Source organism: Weissella diestrammenae (assembly GCF_014397255.1).
In the GTDB taxonomy this organism is placed as follows: Bacteria; Bacillota; Bacilli; order Lactobacillales; family Lactobacillaceae; genus Weissella; species Weissella diestrammenae.
In genome coordinates, this window is record NZ_CP060724.1 from 1,484,357 (window position 1) to 1,503,555 (window position 19,199).

Below are 19,199 nucleotides of genomic sequence, written 5' to 3' on the forward strand. Positions count from 1 at the left end.
TTAATCGTGGTAAAATAGAAAGAATATCAGGCAATCTTTGTGATTGCCTTAAATTGTGCAGTAAATTAAAGGAGAATATGAAATATGGCTAAGACAATGGCAATTAATGCTGGCTCTTCATCATTGAAGTTCCAATTGATTGAAATGCCTGAAGAAAAGGTGATTGCAAAAGGACAAATTGAACGGATAGGGTTAGGGGACTCTATTTTCACACTTAAGTTTAACGGTGAAAAGTTTGAAAATATTCTTGATATTGCAGATCATGAAGCCGGAATTTCATACATGTTAACACAATTTGAAGCACACGGTGTGATTGCAGATTTGAATGAAATTAGTGGTGTTGGTCATCGTGTGGTTGCTGGTGGTGAATGGTACAATCATTCTGTGATTGTCGATGATGACGTGATGGCAAAGTTAGAAAAGTTAATTGATTATGCACCACTTCATGAACCGGCTAATATTGCTGGCATCAAGGTGTTCCAAAAATTGTTGCCTAATGCACTTGCAGTTGCCGTGTTTGACACAGCATTCCATCAAACAATGTCACAAGAAAATTATCTATATCCATTACCTTATGAGTACTATACGAAATATGGTGCGCGTAAATATGGGGCGCATGGGACATCACATCGATACATTTCGGCGCGTGCGGCTGAAATGGTTGGTAAACCACTAGAAGACTTGAAAATGATTACTTTGCATTTGGGTGCTGGTTCATCAATCACCGCGATTAAAGATGGTAAATCATTTGACACATCAATGGGATTCACACCATTGGCAGGTGTGATGATGGCTACGCGAACTGGGGATGTTGATCCATCTTTGGTCTATTACATTCAAGAACGTGAAGGCCTAACAAATGAGCAAATGTTAGATATATTGAACAAAAAGTCTGGTATGTTAGGTGTTTCAACGATTTCTGCAGATTTAAGAGACTTAAAGGCTGTTGCAGAGACGAATACCCATGCTAAATTAGCCATTGACATGTGGGAAAATCGTATTCTTCGATATATTGGTCAGTACATTGTTGAAATGGGTGGCGTTGATGCGATTGTTTTCGCAGGTGGTATTGGTGAAAACTCATTTGAACAACGTGCACACATCATCGAGAAGTTGAACTTCATGGGAATCAAGATTGATGAATCTAAGAACCAGGTCTTCGGTGAAGAAACTGATTTGTCAGCGGCTGACTCTTCAGCAAAGGTTTTGATCGTGCCAACCAATGAAGAACTGATGATTGCTCGAGATGTTGAAGCATTGAAAACGCAACATTAATTAAATTAAGAGCGGCAGGATTACCAGCCGTTCTTTTTTGTTGATTTGTATCTGTTATAATATAACAAGTGAAAAATTCGAATTAACAAAATATTTATTAAAAGTGGAGGTGATTTGATGCAAGTTGCAGAAATAGTCGTTGATGTGCCAACTATGCAAACAAATCGACCATGGACCTATTTGATTCCCAAGTCGTTAATAAATATCTTGGTACCAGGTATGCGTGTTGTCGTGCCATTTGGAAACAGTAATCGACAAATTCAAGGCTTTGTTGTTACTGTGCATGAATCAACAGAAACGGCGCAATTAAAACCAGTCATTAGTGTGATTGAATTAAATCCAGTGTTAACACCCGAACTCATCCAACTTGGTAATGAATTAGCCAATCGAAATTTTGTATTCATGGTAAGTATGTATCAAGCCATGTTACCAAATGTTATGCGAGCAAAATACTCAAAACAACTTCGACTTAATCAACCAGATGCTTTGAAACAACCTGAAGTGCAAGCTATGTTTGCTGATCGAGATTTGGTTGATTTTAATGCAGGTGATGTTGATATGGCATTACTACCGGCATTAAAGGCTTATCAACAACAAGGTGTTTTAGATGTTGTTTATCAAGTTGACAATCGTGCCAAGGTCAAACTTGTGCGTATGATAACGCCCCTTCTGTCAACAAATGAGTATGATCAGTTACGACATGCGTTGCGGGCAACAGCAAAAAAACAAGCCCGATTGTTGACCTATTTGATGAAATTAGGTTCGAATCCTCAGTCTACGACACAGTTTGAAAAACAAGCGGGTGTGACTGCCAATGATATTAAAGTCGCAGCTCAAAAAGGTTGGGTAGAGATTGAGGAAGTTGAAGCGTATCGAATACCAAAGCTTGTTGAACCAATTAAACAGACGACCCCTTTGACGCTGAATTCTGAGCAGCAGGATGCATATGATCAAATCGTGGCGGCGGTCAATGGGCAGACTAACCACGTCTTTTTATTGGAAGGTGTGACGGGATCAGGTAAGACTGAAATATATCTACAAGTGATTGCACAAGTATTATCACAAAATCGAACGGCTCTGATGTTAGTTCCTGAAATCACTTTGACACCACAAATGGTGCACAGAGTTAAAGGGAGGTTTGGTTCAATGGTGGCCGTCATGCACTCTGGCTTATCAGATGGTGAACGATATGATGAGTGGCGACGAGTCAAACGGCATGAGGCTCAGGTTGTGATTGGTGCGCGTTCAGCAGTTTTTGCACCGCTTGATAATATTGGAATTATTATTGTTGATGAGGAACATGAATCGTCATATAAACAAGAAGAAAATCCGCGGTATCATGCTAGAGATGTAGCGATTTTGCGGGCAAAATACCACAATGCAGTCGTGGTACTAGGTTCAGCAACGCCCTCATTGGAAAGCCGCGCGCGCGCGCAGCGTAATCGATACACTTTGCTACGTTTGACACATCGGGCATTGGCTAACCCGTTACCGACGTCAGAAGTGGTCGACATGCGTGACGTGATTAAGCAGGGTGGTGACGATATCTTTTCAGATCAATTACTCAAAAAAATTGGGGATCGAATTGATAGAAATGAACAAAGTGTCTTAATGTTAAATCGTCGCGGATATGCCAATTTTTTGATGTGTCGGCAGTGTGGATTTGTTCCGATGTGTCCAAATTGTGATCTGGCCATGACGGTGCATCAAGATACGAAACGATTAGAATGCCACATTTGTGGTGCGAATCAGCCAATACCAAATGAATGTCCAATGTGTGGGTCAGATCGCATTCGGCCATATGGTACGGGCACTCAAAAAGTTGAAGAACAGCTACAAATTCGTTTTCCTAATGCTAGAATTATTCGAATGGATGTTGATACGACACGAAAAAAAGGCGCCACAGATCGCTTGCTAACACAGTTTGGCCAAAAAAAAGCCGATATATTAGTCGGAACGCAGATGATAGCGAAAGGTTTAGATTTTCCAGATGTTACGTTAGTTGGTATTTTAAACGCGGATACAACACTTAATTTGCCTGATTTTAGGGCGAGTGAACGGACTTTTCAATTAATCACCCAGGTTTCAGGACGCGCAGGTCGAGCCGATAAAAAAGGCGAAGTCGTCATTCAAACCTATAATCCGCAGCACTACGCGATTGCGCTTGCGAAACAACAGGATTATGAACGCTTCTTTAGTAAAGAAATGCAAATTCGCCATACTTGGCGCTATGCACCATATTATTATTCGGTTCAGATTAAAATATCGCATCAATTTGAGAACCAAGTTGCTAAAGCCGCATATCAATTGGTTGAGTGGTTACGAAATAAAATAGCAGACGACACGATTATTTTTGGACCAGCGCCGACTACTGTTCGTAGAATGAAGAACAGATATTATTATCAAATACTAATAAAATTTAAACATGATACAGGTTTAGAAAAAGCATTAACAGAACTGATGGCGGATGCTCAAAATTTGTCAAAGGATGGTATTCAATTGGCGATTGATCGGGAACCTGTAAGTTTAATATGAGGGAATATAATGAAGACAAAAATAATTTTTATGGGGACACCGCAATTTTCAGTTGGTATCCTACAAGCACTAGTTGCACACAACGACTATGAAGTAATTGCTGTGTTAACGCAACCAGATCGGCCAGTGGGTCGGAAAAGAGTATTAAAGCCATCACCAGTGAAAGAAGCAGCGTTGGCTGCTAATATACCGGTATTTCAACCAGCTAAATTAAGTGGTTCTGATGAGTTGTTACAAATGATCGCCCTTGAGCCTGATATTATTATTACGGCGGCTTATGGTCAGTTTTTACCAGCTAAACTATTAAATGCTGCAAAAATTGGCGCAATTAACGTTCACGCATCGCTACTACCAAAATATCGTGGTGGCGCACCCATTCAATATGCATTATTAAATGGGGATGCCAAGACTGGTGTATCAATTATGTATATGGTTAAGGAGATGGATGCTGGTGACGTGTTGGCACAGTCTGAACTACCGATCGAGCCTGAAGATAATACTGGGACATTATTTGAAAAGTTATCGGTGTTAGGTCGGGATTTACTGCTTAAAACGCTGCCCAGTTTGATCGACGGTACTAATGAAGCAGTGCCACAGGATATAACACAGGTAACTTTTTCGCCAACTATTCAACCAAATGAAGAAATAATCGATTTTTCAAAATCAGCTAATCAAATTATCAATCAAGTTCGTGCGCTATATCCAGCACCAATTGCACATACTATGATCAAGAATGTACGGACAAAAATTCAAAAAGCACATTTGATTGATGAAACCACGACACTTCCTGCAGGCAGTGTCGTAAAAAAAGATAAAAGGCAATTGTGGTTGGCAACTGGTGATGGACACATTATTGCGATAGATGAAATTCAACCGGCCGGAAAAGCAAAAATGCCGATATCTGCCTATTTAAATGGCCATGCTAATTTTACTGAAGGTGAGCAAGTGATAACAAATGAGTAAAGGGAATAATACAAAAATTGCAACTTGGGAGATGACTAACGCACGTGCAATGGCTATTCGCGCGTTAGAGAAAGTGCGTCAAGGTGCGTACTCAAATCTTCAATTGAATCAAGTGATTCAAACCGCAAAACTAGATGAACGGGACGTCCATTTATTAACAACGCTTGTTTATGGCGTGATTCAACATCGTTTAACTTTAGAATACTGGTTGGCCCCATTTGTTCGGGGAAAAATTGATCCTTGGGTCAAAGAATTGTTGATGAGTGCAGTCTTTCAAATGGAATATTTGGATAAAGTGCCAACACATGCAATTTTTGATGAAGCAATTCAAATCGCAAAACGCCGTGGACATGATGGTGTTCGAAAATTTGTAACCGGTGTATTGCACGCAATTGAACGTCAAGGATTAGCTGATTTGAATGAAATTGAGGACCCAATTGAACGTTTATCAATTCAGGCGTCACTCCCAATTTGGTTGATTAATCAATTGCAGTTAGAGCTTGGAATGGAAAAGACAGTTTCAATCACTGAGAAAATTAATCAAGCCCCTGCACAATCGGCTCGAGTCAATTTGGCGCTTACAACACCAGAGTTGGCTACTGAGCAATTAAAAAAAGAGGGTTTTGAAGTAACACCATCTCAGGTCTCGCCTGATGCATTACGGTTAAATCATGCTCACGTTGCATCTTCTCAAGCGTTTATTAATGGGTTAGTGACATTACAGGATGAATCGGCAATGTTGATGGTACCTAATTTAGGTTTGACACCTAATTCGGTGGTTCTCGATGCGGCAGCTGCGCCTGGAGGAAAAACAACTCAAATTGCAACGTATTTATCAGCTGAGCTTGGTGGACGGGTTGATGCACTTGATATTCATGATCATAAAGTACAATTAATTATGCAAAATGCTGAGCGCCTGAAAGTGGCTGATCGCGTATTTGCTCAAAAATTAGACGCCAGACAAGTATCAACTAAATTTGTGGATAATGTATTTGATGCTATCCTCGTTGATGCACCTTGTTCAGGATTTGGTTTACTCAGACGTAAGCCTGAAATTAGATATGAAAAAACCTATGCGGATAGCCAGAAATTGCATCAAATCCAAGTTGACATCTTAAATGCAGTGGCACCAACGTTGAAGGTAGGCGGAATGCTAGTTTATGGCACGTGTACAATTCTCAAATCTGAAAATGAAGATGTCATTGATGAATTCTTGGCACAACATCCTGATTTTGAAATTTGCGAAACTAAGACTGCCTTTGATTTGAAAGGTATCGATGCACGGGGAATGTTACACATATTTCCAGACGATTACGATTCTGATGGCTTTTTTATTGCAACTTTAAGAAAAAATCAGTAATATGTACTATATATTGCGGTTAGAGAGGAATAGTTATGAAACTTGCTTTTGCAACCGATCGTGGCACTGAGCGAACTGAAAATCAAGATTATGTTGATGTTTTTGTTAACCAAGAAGGGCTTCAATTAGCGATTGTAGCTGATGGTGTCGGGGGGCAAAATGCAGGGGATGTTGCTGCGACAATGGCTGTATCACATATTGGAAATGATTGGGTAAACACTGATATCGTCACCATCGATGACGTAAAGTCTTGGCTATTTGAGCAAACAGCACAAGAAAATCGAACTATTTTACAAACGGCTAATCGCTACCGAACATTACGAGGTATGGCAACAACGCTAGTTTTAGCAGTCATTCTACCTAATTCATTAGTTATTGCAAATTTAGGTGACTCAAGAGCTTATCTTTTACGGCGCGACAGTATTCTACAGTTGACGCAAGATCATAACTTGGCTAGTGAATTACTTCGTCGTGGTGCAATTACCACTGAAGAGGCAAAAAATCATCCTGGACGGCATATGATTACACGTCAATTAGGGGCTAATCGAGAGGTTAAACCAGATGTGCGAAATATGAGCATTGAAGAGGGTGATTTATTGTTATTAACAACCGATGGTTTGGGCAAATCAGTGTCAGACCATGAGATTGTTCAAATTATTCAGGAATCAGATAACATATCGGTCGCAGTTGCTAAATTAATTGCAGTTGCAAACAATCATGGTACACCTGATAATTTGACTGTTCTATTAGGTGTTCAAGAAGGGAATGGAAATAAATAATGCAACCAAACGAGTTGATAGCTGGTCGATATCAAATTATTGAGCCCCTCGGCGAAGGCGGAATGGCTAACGTTTATCGAGCACATGATCAGATTTTGGATCGAGATGTCTCCGTCAAATTATTACGACTAGATTTAAGAGATGATGACAGCGTCCGTCAGCGTTTTGTTAATGAAATTGCTGCTTCGACTGAATTAGTTCATCCAAATATTATTCAGGTTTACGACTTCGGTGAAACAAATCAATTGCAGTATTTAGTGACTGAGTATGTTGCAGGTGAAGATTTGAAACAATATATTTCAAGTCATCATCCATTAACTATCACGCGAACTTTGGAAATTATGTCAGATATTCTGGCTGGTGTGGCTATGGCACATAGTCATAATATTATTCATCGAGATTTGAAGCCGCAAAATATTTTAATTGATCATGATGGTCGGGCAAAAATCACTGATTTTGGTATTGCGACAGCACAATCAAGTTTAGGATTAACTAAGGCAGATGTTGCGATTGGTTCCATCCATTACATGTCGCCAGAACAAGTTAAGGGTGGGATGGCAACAACTAGGAGCGATATTTATGCTTTAGGAATTATGCTGTATGAAATGTTGGTTGGCACAGTGCCTTTTGATGCACCGGAAGCAGTCAGTGTTGCATTAATGCATTCGACTGAAGCGATGCCATTTGTCCGTGATACAGATCCAAGAATTCCGCAAGCATTAGAAAATGTCATTCTGAAAGCAACACAAAAGAATGCACTCAATCGTTATAGCTCAGTAGAAGAAATGCGCGATGATTTATCAACGGTTATGTCACCTGAACGTTTGAGCGAACCACGATTCAGTACAGATGAACAGCCCGAAGTTGCAGGTGGGGCAACCAAGATTGTACCCGAAACTGTTGTTGGGGCAGCTGCGGCTAGCTTAATGAACGAAACTGAGCAACATCAAAGTGTGAAGACTGCAAAATCTGATCAACCTGTGAAACGCGATAAATATGGTCATATCATTAAGTATGATAAAAAAGGCCGGCCAATTAAGATGAAAAAAAACGGTAAACCTAAGTCTAAACTGCGGTTCTTATGGTGGTTAATTGGGGGCGTTGCAGCTGTATTAGCGCTATTCTTGCTTATTGGTGCATTTACACCCGATAAGGTGACGATTTCTAATTTCTCTAGTGGTGATGTCAGCGCTGCTAAATTAGCGTTAAAGCAAGATGGGTTGAAAGTCGGTACGGTGTATTATCAGTCAAGCGAAACCGTCAAAAAAGACTATGTAATCAAGACAAATCCTAAGGCCGGGCAAAAAGTAACTACTGGTAGTAAGGTTGATATATATGTGTCAACTGGCTTAAAAAAGGTTCGGTTTGGTGATTATGCAGGTGAAAAATATTCACGGGTTGCGTCTAAACTTCGAACAAAGGGTTACCGAGTGAAAGAAGTTAAACAGTATAGTGATGATGTGCCTGAAGGGTATATCATTTCTCAAAGTCTTGATGCTGAAGAAAATGTTGCGCCAAGTAAAACGGAGGTAACATTTACGGTTTCACAGGGACAAAAAATGGTTGTGATTGAGGACTTTAGCAATAAAACACGTGATTATGTGAATACCTGGGCTAAGAATAATGGGGTTATTGTGTCGTTTAACGAAACGGCTTCTGATTCAGTTGCGGAGAACCATGTAATCAGTCAGTCAGTCAAGTCTGGAACGAAAATAACTGATAAAGACGTGGTGACGATTACGATTTCTACGGGATCTGATTCAGTTGAAGTACCCGATTTTAGTGGTAAAACACTAGATAATGTTAATGATTGGGCACAAAAGAATGGGGTTAATATACAAGCTAAATCTGACGTGACATCCTTAGCGGATGCTGGGAAGATTACAAGTCAGAGTGTTGTTGGTGGTGATCGAATGCCAAAGGGTAACACGTTAACGGTTACTGTGTCTGCTAAAACAAAAACGAGTAATTAGGAGAATTGATGACAACTTTTCATGGACAAATTCATTTATCCTTGGCTGGATTTTTCGATGTTTTGACTGATGATGGTCAAATGAAGCGAACACGTGCACGTGGTAATTTTCGTAAGCGAGGAATGACGCCATTGGTAGGTGATTTCGTCGAGTTTTCTGCTGAAACGGGTCAAGAGGGGTATATTTTAGCTATTGACCGGCGACGGAATAGTCTTGTGCGGCCACCAATCGCAAATATTGACCAAGCCATATTGGTGACGGCAGTTAAAATGCCTGATTTTTCTGACAATCTTTTAGATCGACAGTTAGTTACGCTAGAATCTGATGGTATCGAGCCAATTATTTATTTTACAAAAACTGATTTATTAACCTCGGACGAATTCCAAGAATTAGAACGAGTTGCAATTGGTTACCGAAATTCAGGATATGAAGTTATTCTGCCCGAAAAAGCCTTTGCGGAAAATAGTCTAGCACAACTACAAACCATGCTAGATCATAAATTTAGCGTGGTAATGGGGCAAACGGGTGCAGGTAAATCCACTTTACTGAATCATTTGGTGCCTGAATTAGAGCTCAAAACCGATGAAGTATCACAAGCCTTAAGTCGTGGTAAACATACTACACGACAAGTGAGCATGATGGCCGTTGGTGCAGGTTGGGTGGCGGATACGCCTGGTTTTTCAACGTTTGAAGTCTTTAATATGCCAGCACGTGAATTATCCCATTATTTCCGTGATATTAGTGCTTTTGCGCAACATTGTCGTTTCCGTGGCTGTGTGCATTTAAATGAACCAGATTGTGCAGTGAAACAGGCAGTGGTACAGGGTGAAATCATGCAAAGTCGTTATGACAATTACAAATTATTTTATGATTTGATTGAAGGGCGTCGTCCGGTATATAATAAACACGATAAGAAACATTAAGGTTTCAAATTGTGAGAACACCTTTAGGATTCTCTCCTAAGGGTGTTTTGTTTTAAAAAGGAAATGGGGAAAGATATATGTCAATTAAAGTTGCACCATCAATTTTGGCGGCTGATTATTTGAATTTGGAACGTGATGTGGCGCTTGTCGAGGCAGCAGGTGCGGAATATTTACACATTGATGTGATGGACGGTATGTTTGTACCATCTATTTCGTATGGCCCAAATTGGGTTAAAGCGTTAAAAAAGACTTCAAAGATGGTCATGGATGTTCATTTGATGGTTGAACAACCTGAACGTTATATTGATGTGTTTGCAGAAGCTGGTGCTGATATCATTGGTGTGCACTATGAAGCAACGCAACATTTGCACCGAGCATTACAAATGATTAATAATCATGGGGTGAAAGCCGAAGTTGTTATTAACCCTGCAACCCCAGTTTCAGTGATTGAACCTGTATTACACATGGTTGGCCAAGTTTTGGTAATGACTGTTAATCCTGGCTTTGGTGGGCAAAAGTTCTTACCTGAAACTGTGGATAAGATTGCGCAATTAGCTGCTTATAAGACTGAACATGGTCTTGATTTCGATATTGAAATTGATGGTGGTGCAAATGATGAAACGACTGTGTTAGCTTATCAGGCAGGGGCGACAGTTGCCGTTGCTGGTTCGTATGTCTTTGATCAAGTTGACCCTGCAGCCAAAGTTGCACGTTTGAAGGCAGTAACGAAGTAAGCGCTATTTAGCATTGTGTAGAAGGGAAGTAACTGATTTGGAAGCATTAATTGATAAAGTGCCAATTATGCGTCTTTTGGTTGGTGGTCCGAAAAGCGAATGGCCAGATGAGTTGAAAAACGGTCAATTAAAAGGGCCATGGGCAGCTGCCGACCGAGGTGCACTTCGATTATTGAAGATGAACATCACGCCAGTGCTAGCTTTAGGTGATTTTGATTCAATTCAAACGAATGAACGGCAAGCGGTTTTAAATCAATTAACCAATTTCATTGCTAAGACTGATCAAATTCAAACTGATACACAAGCCCTTTTGACCGCGGTAGAAAGTCAGTATGCACCGGATATAATTGAAATTTACGGGGCAACTGGTGGTCGAATTGACCACTTATTATCAAACCTGTTTATATTTACACAGGCGCATTTTAAGAAAATAGCCTCAAAAGTGAAAATTATCGACCGATCAAATGTCATTACGTTTTATTTACCTGGAAACCATGTCATTCATAAGTTATCTGACATGAAATATTTAGGCTTTATGGTACTTGAACCAACGAAAGAATTGGTGTTAGTTGATGAAAAATATCCATTACATTGGAGCGGTAATCCAATGTCTTGGTCGTCGAATGAGTTCATGGGGGACACTAATCATTTTTCTTTTGAATCTGGTATGATTGCGGTTATTCAGTCGAAAGATGCTGAAAATGGTGACCTGTCACAGCAAAAAAATGATGTAAAGTAAAAATACTTTACACAAAGTACTTGCATATTGTGGCTGGCTTTGTTAATATTATTCAAGTAAATAAAAGCACTGAAATAGAGAGCTTAAGATGGGAGGGTCACACCATGGCAGTTGATGCAGTCAACGGAAAGCGTACGCGCTTTGGAAACCAACGTTCACACGCCCTTAACTCAAGCCGTCGTAGCTGGAAGCCAAACTTGCAAAAGGTTACCGTTAAAATTAACGGAGCAGCACCTAAGAAAGTTTACTTATCAGCCCGTACTTTAAAGGCTGGGTTGAAGAACGGTTCAATTGAACGAGTTTAAAACGCAAATAAGATTGTAGCTGCCAATTTTGGTGGCTTTTTCTTTTTAAGAATCTAATTATTCTGTTAATAAGGGAATAATTTTGAGTTATAGCATATTTAGTGCAACTTAAATCTGTGGTAAAATAGATATTATGAATTTCTTAGGGGGTCATTGACATGGCAGTAAAAATTCAAACTGAACAAGGTATTGTTCAAATCGAGAATGACGTCATTGCAAAAATTGTTGGTGGCGCAGCAACTGATAATTATGGTGTTGTTGGTATGGCAAGTCAAAATCCACTACGTGATGGGATAAACCAAGCGTTAAGTGGCGACAACTTTGCCAAAGGTGTTGTTGTTCGTCAACAAGATAATGCAGTTACAGTTGATGTGCATATTATTGTTGGATATGGCATGAAAATTTCAGAAATTTCAAAAAGTGTACAAGCACGTGTGAAAAATGATCTTAATAGTATGTTGGGCATCGTTGCAGAAGAAGTTAATGTGATTGTTCAGGGTGTACGTGTTCTGGGCGAATAAAAGATAATACCCGATTATCTCGGAGGAAAAAACTGTGGAAGTTGTTACAGAAATTACCAATATTGAATTTGGTAAAATGATTAACGCGGCAGCAAATGCGTTAAAGGATAATGCTGATAAAATTAATAAGTTGAATGTGTTCCCAGTGCCAGATGGTGATACTGGAACAAATATGACACTATCAATGGCATCTGGCGCTGAATATGAACGCGATGAAATGGACACTAAATTAGGTGTTTTAGCACAAGCAACATCAAAAGGATTATTGATGGGAGCCCGTGGTAATTCTGGGGTTATCTTGTCCCAAATTTTCCGTGGCTTTGCGCATGCGGTGAAAGATCAAGAGACATTATCAGCACGTAGCTTTGCGGACGGCTTGATGGGCGGTGCAGAAACTGCTTATAAGGCTGTGATGAAACCAACAGAGGGGACCATATTGACTGTCATCCGAGAGGCTGCATCTGCGGCTAATCAGGTAGCAAAGAAATCTGATGATGTTGTAATTGTCGCCCAAGCTGCTTATGAAGCTGCTGAAAAAGCGTTAGCAACAACGCCAGATTTGCTACCTGTTTTGAAGGAAGTAGGCGTTGTGGATTCTGGGGGGCAAGGATTGGTCATTGTTCTTGAAGCTTTCTTTGCAGTTCTTTCAGGCCAAGAAGTTAATCATCAAGCAGTAGATAATGCTGGTCTTGAAGCGATGATTAAAGAAATGCACAATACTGGCGTTCAAGGAGAACTTAATCCCGCTAGCATCGAATATGGTTATTGTACTGAAATGATGGTGGACCTTGGCATTGGTACGACTTTTGAAAATGAATTTGATTATGAAACTTTCTATAACTATTTGGCCGAATTAGGTGATTCATTGTTAGTCATTAACGATGATGAGGTTGTAAAAGTCCATGTGCATACTGAACACCCTGGACAAGTCTTTGAATGGGGCTTGAAGTATGGTTCATTGCGGAAAACCAAAGTTGACAATATGCGTAATCAACAAGCAGAGGCAGCAGAAGCAGCTAACCAGGCCCGTCGTGAAGAAAGTAAGCAGATTAATGCTGAACCAATTGAAATGGCTGTTATTGCCGTTGCTTCAGGTAATGGTGTTTCTGAATTATTTAAATCATCAGGTGCTAATCTTGTGATTGACGGTAGCCAAGCCCCATCCACTGCAGATATTGTTGCGGCTATCGAAAAAAGTGGTGCTAGCAATGTTATCATTTTGCCTAATGATTCTAATATTTTCATGGCGGCGGATCAGGCAAAGCAGATTGCAGACGTACCAGTTGAGATAATTAAAAGCCGTACAATTCAACAAGGCTTAACGGCCTTGTTAGTTGGCTTTAATCCAGATGCTGATCTGGCCGAGAATACTGAGACCATGACCGAAGCAATGACAGAGGTTAAGTCGGGCTCAGTGACGGTTTCAGTACGTGACACCACGTTAAATGGACTTGAGATTCATTCTGGTGATGCGATTGGTATTTTTGATAGCAACATTGTGGTTGCTGAACCTCAGGCTAATATTGATCAAGCTGCTGTTTCGTTAATGCATAAAATGCTAGACGATGAATCAGAGATTATCACCATTATTTATGGTGCAGAGTCAAGTCAGGCGCAAGCTGAAAAGTTAGCAGAAGCAATCAATGAAATTGATGATGAACTTGAAGTTGAGATTCATGATGGCGGACAGCCATTGTATCCATTGTTTATTTCAGTTGAGTAGTAAGATCAGTGAATTAAAAAATGTTATTAATAATTAGACAGGGGTGTACTTGAAATGAAAGGTATTATTTTAGCAGGCGGATCTGGAACGCGACTATATCCAATTACTAAAGCGACGAGTAAACAATTGGTACCAATTTATGATAAGCCAATGATTTATTATCCTATGTCGGTTTTGATGTTGGCAGGAATACGTGATATTTTATTGATTTCTACGCCTGAATTTATTTCGCAATTCGAGGATTTATTTGGAGATGGTCATAATTTGGGGTTAAACATTGAATATATGATTCAAGAACAACCTAATGGATTGGCCGAGGCATTCATTCTTGGTGAAACATTTATCGGTCAGGATTCTGTGGCGTTAGTTCTTGGAGATAATATTTTTTATGGTGCTGGGCTGTCTCAAATGTTGATGGATGCATCTTCAAAATCCGACGGTGCGACTGTTTTCGGTTATCAAGTACATGATCCTGAACGTTTCGGAGTAATCGAGTTTAATGCGGAACAAAAAGCTGTCTCAATTGAAGAGAAGCCAAAGAAACCAAAAAGCAACTTTGCAGTAACTGGTTTGTATTTTTATGATAATGATGTTGTTGAGATTGCAAAAAAAGTGAAGCCTTCTGATAGGGGAGAACTTGAAATTTCAACAATAAATCAAGAGTATTTGGATCGAGGGAAACTCGATGTTAAATTAATGGGCCGAGGTTATGCATGGCTGGATACTGGCACACATGATTCGCTACTTGAAGCATCAAATTTCATTGCAACTATTCAAAAACAACAAAATCTAAAGGTTGCTTCCCTAGAAGAAATTGCCTATCGCATGAATTATATTTCTGCGGATCAGCTACTTGAATTAGCACAACCTTTAAAGAAAAATGATTATGGACAATATCTATTGCGGGTCGTTAATGAAGAAATGATGGGTAAATAGGTAGCTTGGAGAACTAAGTTGAAATTAGAAGAATTAATGAAAAAATTTTTGCGGGATGAGCGGGTGCGCTTTTTAGCAGTTGGCGGATTCAATACAGTTTTTGGATTCGTCCTTTTTGCGTTATTTGAAAGACTGCTAAAAAATCTATCTGGTGGATATATGTATGCACTAGTTATCGCGCAAGTTATTTCACTTTTTGTTGCATATTGGATGCATCGTACTTTGACATTTAAAGTTAAGGGACATTTTTGGCGTGATCTTTTCCGATTTACTATGGTAAATGCAGTTGGTTATGGTATTAACTTAGTTGCTTTGCCTTTATTTGTAAATTTACTACACATGGAACCGTTAATTGCACAATTTATTATTTTACTTGTGACAACGGTTATAAGTTATGTCGGACACAAAATGTTTTCGTTTAGGAGGAACCAGAATGGTTGATGTATCGGTTGTCATTCCAGCGTACAAATCTAGTAATTTTATAGAAGAGACAGTGCAATCGGTTTTGACTCAAAAGGGTGTTGATTTTGAGGTGATTGTCTCGTTACAAGGTCCAGAAGACGGATCACGTGAAATTTTAAATAACTTGCAACAAAAGTACGATGTTTTAAAAGTACTTGATGCACCTGAAGGGGCGGCTAAAGAAAACTTTACTTTTGTTTCCAATCAAGCAATGGGTAAATATATTAAATTATTACCTTCTGATGATGTTTTGTTACCTGGAATATTAAAACGACAATTTGACTTACTGGAATCGCACTCTGGTTCAGTAGTTACAGCCTCGCTACGAGAAATTATTGATGAAAACAATCAAGTGATTAAAAAATCATGGGGCTTAATGGGACTATCTCATCCTATGCCTGGTGCGGTTGTGATGCGGAAAGTTATCGCTTCGGGCATTAATGTTCTGGGTGAGCCTGGTGGCGTAACTATGTTGAAATCAGCTTTTGATCAAGCAGGGGGATGGGATTTCACTAGGCCATATACAATGGACCTAGAAACATATTTACATGTTTTAGCATTCGGTGATTTTGTTCCAGATCGTCAGGTTGGTGTCAAGTTTAGAATAAGCTCGGGTCAATGGACAGCTGCCTTGCAAGATGTTCAAGCTAAAAATGTGAAGGATATGAATGCTGATATGGCAAGAAGATGGCCTGAAATAGTTACTAAAAGTGTTGTGATTCGTGGGAACATTATGGCTGATTTAATGCAATTTGCACGAGGCATGGTGTTTAAATTGAGGAGAATTGAGTAATGAATATGAGAAAAGAACGGCAATCAGGTTGGATTTATAATTTGATTTTTATCGTCTCGGTCTTTTTAATAGCATTGATTCCTTTGATTTTTTTTAAAGATTTTTATTTCTTAGACGACAGTCAACGCGCAGCAGCGGGACAATGGTACGAGGTTGGTAGAGAAATTTCCAATGGTCATTTGCCAGTTTTAAATATAGCTGCACAAGGATCTGGTAACTATTTAGCTGAAGGTCAATGGGGGACGTTTAGCCCATTGCAATGGCTTATCGGGTTGGCGGTTTATCATTCAAATAATTTTGCATTTACGATTAGTTTTCTAAAGGTCATAACGTTAATTGTTTTTGCAATGGGGGTTCGACAACTTGCTACGTCATTTGGTGCAAAACGTGAATGGGCTTTTTTGGCTGGTATCACGGCGCCTTTTGTTGGGTTTACACTTTTTGCGGGTGGAGGATCGTGGGTAACCGATTTACTTGTGTCTGCTATGTTACCTTGGTTCTGGCTTGCATTACGACAGTTCTTAATTCGACGAAAATATATTGTAATGACGTTCATCGTGGGATACTCGATTATCACGATAGGCTATGTATTTGGCACATTAATGATGGTTGCTGTAATGTTTGGTATCATTATCCAATCATTAGTTTTAAAAGATTGGCAGACGTTAAGAAGAAATATATTAATCGGTATCCCACTTGGATTGATTGCAGTTGCAGTTTATTTACCAGGCATTTTGGTTTCGCATGTTACTATGCGTAGTGCTACGGATATTGTTAATGATAACTTTTTGTCACCTAATTTAGGAGAATTGGTGACCGCTTATTCGCCTGTTCATTATCCAGAATTAAGCACATGGTGGGCTACTGGGAATGTTACTTATATGCCTTTGACTTATATAAGTTGGATTCTTCTTTTTGTGTCTTTTGTTAATTTAAGTCGATTATCTCAATTTATTAAGACACATAAGGCAGATTTATTACAATTAGGCTTTCCAACGATAATTAGTTTTATATTTTTGTTTGGACCAAGTGCCATTGGACCACTACGCTTTCCAATTAGACATTTTGCATATTTTGGACAGTTTACAATTATTATTGTGGCTGTCGTTATATCTCAAATGGGGATTGTCTTTTCACGTAGGCGAGTTGTTGCATTCTCTATATTTTCTTTATTAGGGGGATACCTTCAATATGCAAGCACACCGGAAAGAGTAAAAACCATTTTATTCACAAATATTGGTATCTTTATTGGTGTGTTATTGATGACGTGGATTATCGATGGGCATGCACAAAAAATCTCTCGATATGCAACTAGCGCTTTCATAACTATAGCTATTTTGCTCACAGCTTCTGTGACTTTAATTCAGCAACGAGTAGTGGGACGAGCCGCTGATGTTAATTCAGAAAATTCTGTCGTAACCTACCATTATCCTAAGTTTAATATGCCAACAACTAAGGAAAAGGTTGATGAGCAAGCTAAGTATTTCGTAGGAAACTCACTAGTTCTTGGTAATTCGCAAAAAACAATTGTCGGAAACAATTGGTACATTGCTCAAAAACCATCTATTAATGTTTATTCCCCAGTAGGTTTTCAATCATTTGCTGAGGATGTTCGTAGTGGTGACCCGACTTTTGTTCCGAATAGCACTTATAAAAAGTTGTTTTCATATGATAAGAAAACACATGAGAAAATAGTTGATTTGCTGTCAATTAGAACGGTTGGTATATCGAAATCAACAACTGATCATATTTATTCAGATATTGTTAATAAAAAAATAATTCCTGAGGGCTGGCATATTAATCATGTTGATGATGAATTAGTTGTTATTACGAGAAATCATTCAGTAGAAAAGGCGGGCTCAGTTGTTTGGACGAGTCAAAATCATGTCACCTATAAAGAACAAAATAATGGAAACTTTACTTTACGTGTGCCTGCTAGTAATAAGGCGACGCAAGTTGTGTTATCAAGAATGAATTGGCCTGGGTATGAAATTAGCAAAGGCCATGCAAATGTAGGAAGTGCATTGCGGAAATATCTGTTAACTATAAATGTTAATGCATCTAATAAAGAGCAAACAATTGAGGTGAAATATCATGCACCTGGATTTAGTATTGCATGTATCCTAATTGCTGTATCATTTGGAATGATAATTTTATTAGCATTAGTTAAAAGTTTCTCCTGGAAATTAAATAAAAGATACTTAGTTGAGAAATGAGGAAGTGATTATGAACTGGCAAAAGATTTCAATTATTTTACCGGCCTACAATGAAGAACCAGTAATTGAAAAGACGACAATGATATTAAATGATTTAATTGAAGAAATGGTAAAAGATGGATTGATTTCCGTTGATAGTCATATACTGTATGTCAATGATGGTAGTCAGGATCAAACATGGGCTCTCATTCAACAATTGCATGAGAAGTTTAATCGTGTACAGGGCATCCGATTTAGTCGCAACTTTGGTCATCAAAATGCTTTAATTGCTGGAATGGAATATGTTACAGGAACAGATATTGATTACGCAATTACGATTGATGCTGATTTACAAGATGATCCACATGCTATCGTTGAAATGGTAAAACAAGCACAAGATGGTAAAAACATTGTTTATGGTGTTCGAGGGGATCGAACAACTGATACGGCATTTAAACGATGGACAGCTGAATCATTCTATAAGATTATGAATTGGTTTGGTGTACAAACAATTCCTAATCACGCCGATTTTAGATTGATTGATCAAAAAGTGTTAGCAATTTTTAGTGAATATACGGAACGGGAAATGTTTTTACGCGGTATATTTCCGTTAATAGGAATGAATGAAGGACAAGTATTTTATTCACGAGCTGAGCGTGAAGCCGGTGAGACCAAGTATCCACTAAGTAAAATGTTGCAATTTGCGGTGAGTGGTATTACATCGTTCTCTGTCGCACCGATTACTTTTGTTCGTAATACCGGCATTGTTATGTTTATTATTAGTTGTTTAGCAACACTTTATGTCTTTATTGGGGCATTATTAGGACATACATCTTTGGGATGGCCAACAATTATGTTATCAGTATGGGCATTAGGCGGACTGCAATTGGTTGCTATTGGTATTATTGGTGAGTACATTGGAAAGATTTTCATGGAAGTGAAACATCGGCCTAGATATATTGTTTCAGAAGTAATTGAATAAA

The 19,199-nt window shown here is 39.0% G+C and carries 17 protein-coding genes; all 17 read left to right on the top strand.

The annotated features are described in order from the left end of the window. The first annotated feature begins 84 nt into the window (after window positions 1-84). The 17 genes from H9L19_RS07375 to H9L19_RS07455 all read left to right on the top strand — a co-directional run bounded on the left by H9L19_RS07375 (window position 85) and on the right by H9L19_RS07455 (window position 19,198). A complete protein-coding gene (locus H9L19_RS07375) occupies window positions 85-1,275 on the top strand; it encodes an acetate/propionate family kinase (protein ID WP_187529013.1) in 1,191 nt (396 codons plus the stop codon). A gap of 114 nt (window positions 1,276-1,389) precedes the next feature. Next, complete coding sequence (gene priA / locus H9L19_RS07380; protein ID WP_187529014.1) at window positions 1,390-3,810, top strand: primosomal protein N'; 2,421 nt, start codon at window positions 1,390-1,392, stop codon at window positions 3,808-3,810. 9 nt (window positions 3,811-3,819) lie between these two features. Next, window positions 3,820-4,773, top strand: coding sequence for a methionyl-tRNA formyltransferase (gene fmt / locus H9L19_RS07385; protein WP_187529015.1), 954 nt, complete (start codon window positions 3,820-3,822; stop codon window positions 4,771-4,773). Further along, window positions 4,766-6,133, top strand: a complete 1,368-nt coding sequence (gene rsmB, locus H9L19_RS07390; RefSeq protein WP_187529016.1) for a 16S rRNA (cytosine(967)-C(5))-methyltransferase RsmB — start codon at window positions 4,766-4,768, stop codon at window positions 6,131-6,133. The genes fmt and rsmB overlap by 8 nt, the downstream gene beginning before the upstream one ends. Window positions 6,134-6,168: 35 nt before the next feature. Continuing rightward, the gene (locus tag H9L19_RS07395) at window positions 6,169-6,912 is read left to right on the top strand and encodes a Stp1/IreP family PP2C-type Ser/Thr phosphatase (RefSeq protein ID WP_187529017.1); all 744 of its coding nucleotides are present in this window, start codon (window positions 6,169-6,171) and stop codon (window positions 6,910-6,912) included. Next, the gene (gene pknB / locus H9L19_RS07400) at window positions 6,912-8,885 is read left to right on the top strand and encodes a Stk1 family PASTA domain-containing Ser/Thr kinase (protein ID WP_187529018.1); all 1,974 of its coding nucleotides are present in this window, start codon (window positions 6,912-6,914) and stop codon (window positions 8,883-8,885) included. Before H9L19_RS07395 ends, pknB begins: the two co-directional genes overlap by 1 nt. Window positions 8,886-8,893: 8 nt before the next feature. Next, entirely contained in the window at window positions 8,894-9,808 is a 915-nt protein-coding gene (rsgA, locus tag H9L19_RS07405; RefSeq protein WP_187529019.1) for a ribosome small subunit-dependent GTPase A, read from the top strand. Between the two features lie 77 nt (window positions 9,809-9,885). Continuing rightward, window positions 9,886-10,542 (top strand): ribulose-phosphate 3-epimerase, encoded by a 657-nt coding sequence (rpe, locus tag H9L19_RS07410; RefSeq protein WP_187529020.1) that lies wholly within the window; start codon window positions 9,886-9,888, stop codon window positions 10,540-10,542. Window positions 10,543-10,579: 37 nt separating this feature from the next. Further along, the gene (locus tag H9L19_RS07415) at window positions 10,580-11,281 is read left to right on the top strand and encodes a thiamine diphosphokinase (protein ID WP_243198165.1); all 702 of its coding nucleotides are present in this window, start codon (window positions 10,580-10,582) and stop codon (window positions 11,279-11,281) included. Window positions 11,282-11,385: 104 nt separating this feature from the next. Continuing rightward, window positions 11,386-11,586, top strand: coding sequence for a 50S ribosomal protein L28 (gene rpmB / locus H9L19_RS07420; protein WP_006845517.1), 201 nt, complete (start codon window positions 11,386-11,388; stop codon window positions 11,584-11,586). 158 nt (window positions 11,587-11,744) lie between these two features. After that, on the top strand, window positions 11,745-12,107 hold the full coding sequence (locus H9L19_RS07425) for an Asp23/Gls24 family envelope stress response protein (RefSeq protein ID WP_187529021.1): 363 nt from the start codon (window positions 11,745-11,747) through the stop codon (window positions 12,105-12,107). 34 nt (window positions 12,108-12,141) lie between these two features. Then, the gene (locus H9L19_RS07430) at window positions 12,142-13,830 is read left to right on the top strand and encodes a DAK2 domain-containing protein (protein WP_187529022.1); all 1,689 of its coding nucleotides are present in this window, start codon (window positions 12,142-12,144) and stop codon (window positions 13,828-13,830) included. Window positions 13,831-13,884: 54 nt separating this feature from the next. Next, window positions 13,885-14,766: a glucose-1-phosphate thymidylyltransferase RfbA gene (gene rfbA, locus H9L19_RS07435; protein ID WP_187529023.1), complete on the top strand. Its 882-nt coding sequence runs from the start codon at window positions 13,885-13,887 to the stop codon at window positions 14,764-14,766. A 36-nt stretch (window positions 14,767-14,802) separates the two neighbouring features. Beyond that, window positions 14,803-15,207 carry a GtrA family protein gene (locus H9L19_RS07440; RefSeq protein WP_187529024.1) on the top strand — a complete coding sequence of 135 codons (405 nt, stop codon included), beginning with the start codon at window positions 14,803-14,805 and terminating at the stop codon, window positions 15,205-15,207. Then, complete coding sequence (locus H9L19_RS07445; protein ID WP_187529025.1) at window positions 15,200-16,021, top strand: glycosyltransferase family 2 protein; 822 nt, start codon at window positions 15,200-15,202, stop codon at window positions 16,019-16,021. The genes H9L19_RS07440 and H9L19_RS07445 overlap by 8 nt, the downstream gene beginning before the upstream one ends. Then, on the top strand, window positions 16,021-18,237 hold the full coding sequence (locus tag H9L19_RS07450) for a hypothetical protein (RefSeq protein WP_187529026.1): 2,217 nt from the start codon (window positions 16,021-16,023) through the stop codon (window positions 18,235-18,237). The genes H9L19_RS07445 and H9L19_RS07450 overlap by 1 nt, the downstream gene beginning before the upstream one ends. Before the next feature lie 10 nt (window positions 18,238-18,247). Beyond that, window positions 18,248-19,198, top strand: coding sequence for a glycosyltransferase family 2 protein (locus H9L19_RS07455; protein ID WP_187529027.1), 951 nt, complete (start codon window positions 18,248-18,250; stop codon window positions 19,196-19,198). Window position 19,199: the final 1 nt, after the last annotated feature.

What these genes read in the sequence shown, in the direction of transcription:
- rfbA (WP_187529023.1), top strand. Translation starts at nt 13,885, where the DNA reads ATGAAAGGTATTATTTTAGCAGGCGGATCTGGAACGCGACTATATCCA.
- H9L19_RS07425 (WP_187529021.1), top strand. Translation starts at nt 11,745, where the DNA reads ATGGCAGTAAAAATTCAAACTGAACAAGGTATTGTTCAAATCGAGAAT.
- H9L19_RS07455 (WP_187529027.1), top strand. Translation starts at nt 18,248, where the DNA reads ATGAACTGGCAAAAGATTTCAATTATTTTACCGGCCTACAATGAAGAA.
- H9L19_RS07440 (WP_187529024.1), top strand. Translation starts at nt 14,803, where the DNA reads ATGAAAAAATTTTTGCGGGATGAGCGGGTGCGCTTTTTAGCAGTTGGC.
- H9L19_RS07395 (WP_187529017.1), top strand. Translation starts at nt 6,169, where the DNA reads ATGAAACTTGCTTTTGCAACCGATCGTGGCACTGAGCGAACTGAAAAT.
- rsgA (WP_187529019.1), top strand. Translation starts at nt 8,894, where the DNA reads ATGACAACTTTTCATGGACAAATTCATTTATCCTTGGCTGGATTTTTC.
- rpmB (WP_006845517.1), top strand. Translation starts at nt 11,386, where the DNA reads ATGGCAGTTGATGCAGTCAACGGAAAGCGTACGCGCTTTGGAAACCAA.
- rpe (WP_187529020.1), top strand. Translation starts at nt 9,886, where the DNA reads ATGTCAATTAAAGTTGCACCATCAATTTTGGCGGCTGATTATTTGAAT.
- rsmB (WP_187529016.1), top strand. Translation starts at nt 4,766, where the DNA reads ATGAGTAAAGGGAATAATACAAAAATTGCAACTTGGGAGATGACTAAC.
- pknB (WP_187529018.1), top strand. Translation starts at nt 6,912, where the DNA reads ATGCAACCAAACGAGTTGATAGCTGGTCGATATCAAATTATTGAGCCC.
- H9L19_RS07445 (WP_187529025.1), top strand. Translation starts at nt 15,200, where the DNA reads ATGGTTGATGTATCGGTTGTCATTCCAGCGTACAAATCTAGTAATTTT.
- H9L19_RS07375 (WP_187529013.1), top strand. Translation starts at nt 85, where the DNA reads ATGGCTAAGACAATGGCAATTAATGCTGGCTCTTCATCATTGAAGTTC.
- H9L19_RS07450 (WP_187529026.1), top strand. Translation starts at nt 16,021, where the DNA reads ATGAATATGAGAAAAGAACGGCAATCAGGTTGGATTTATAATTTGATT.
- fmt (WP_187529015.1), top strand. Translation starts at nt 3,820, where the DNA reads ATGAAGACAAAAATAATTTTTATGGGGACACCGCAATTTTCAGTTGGT.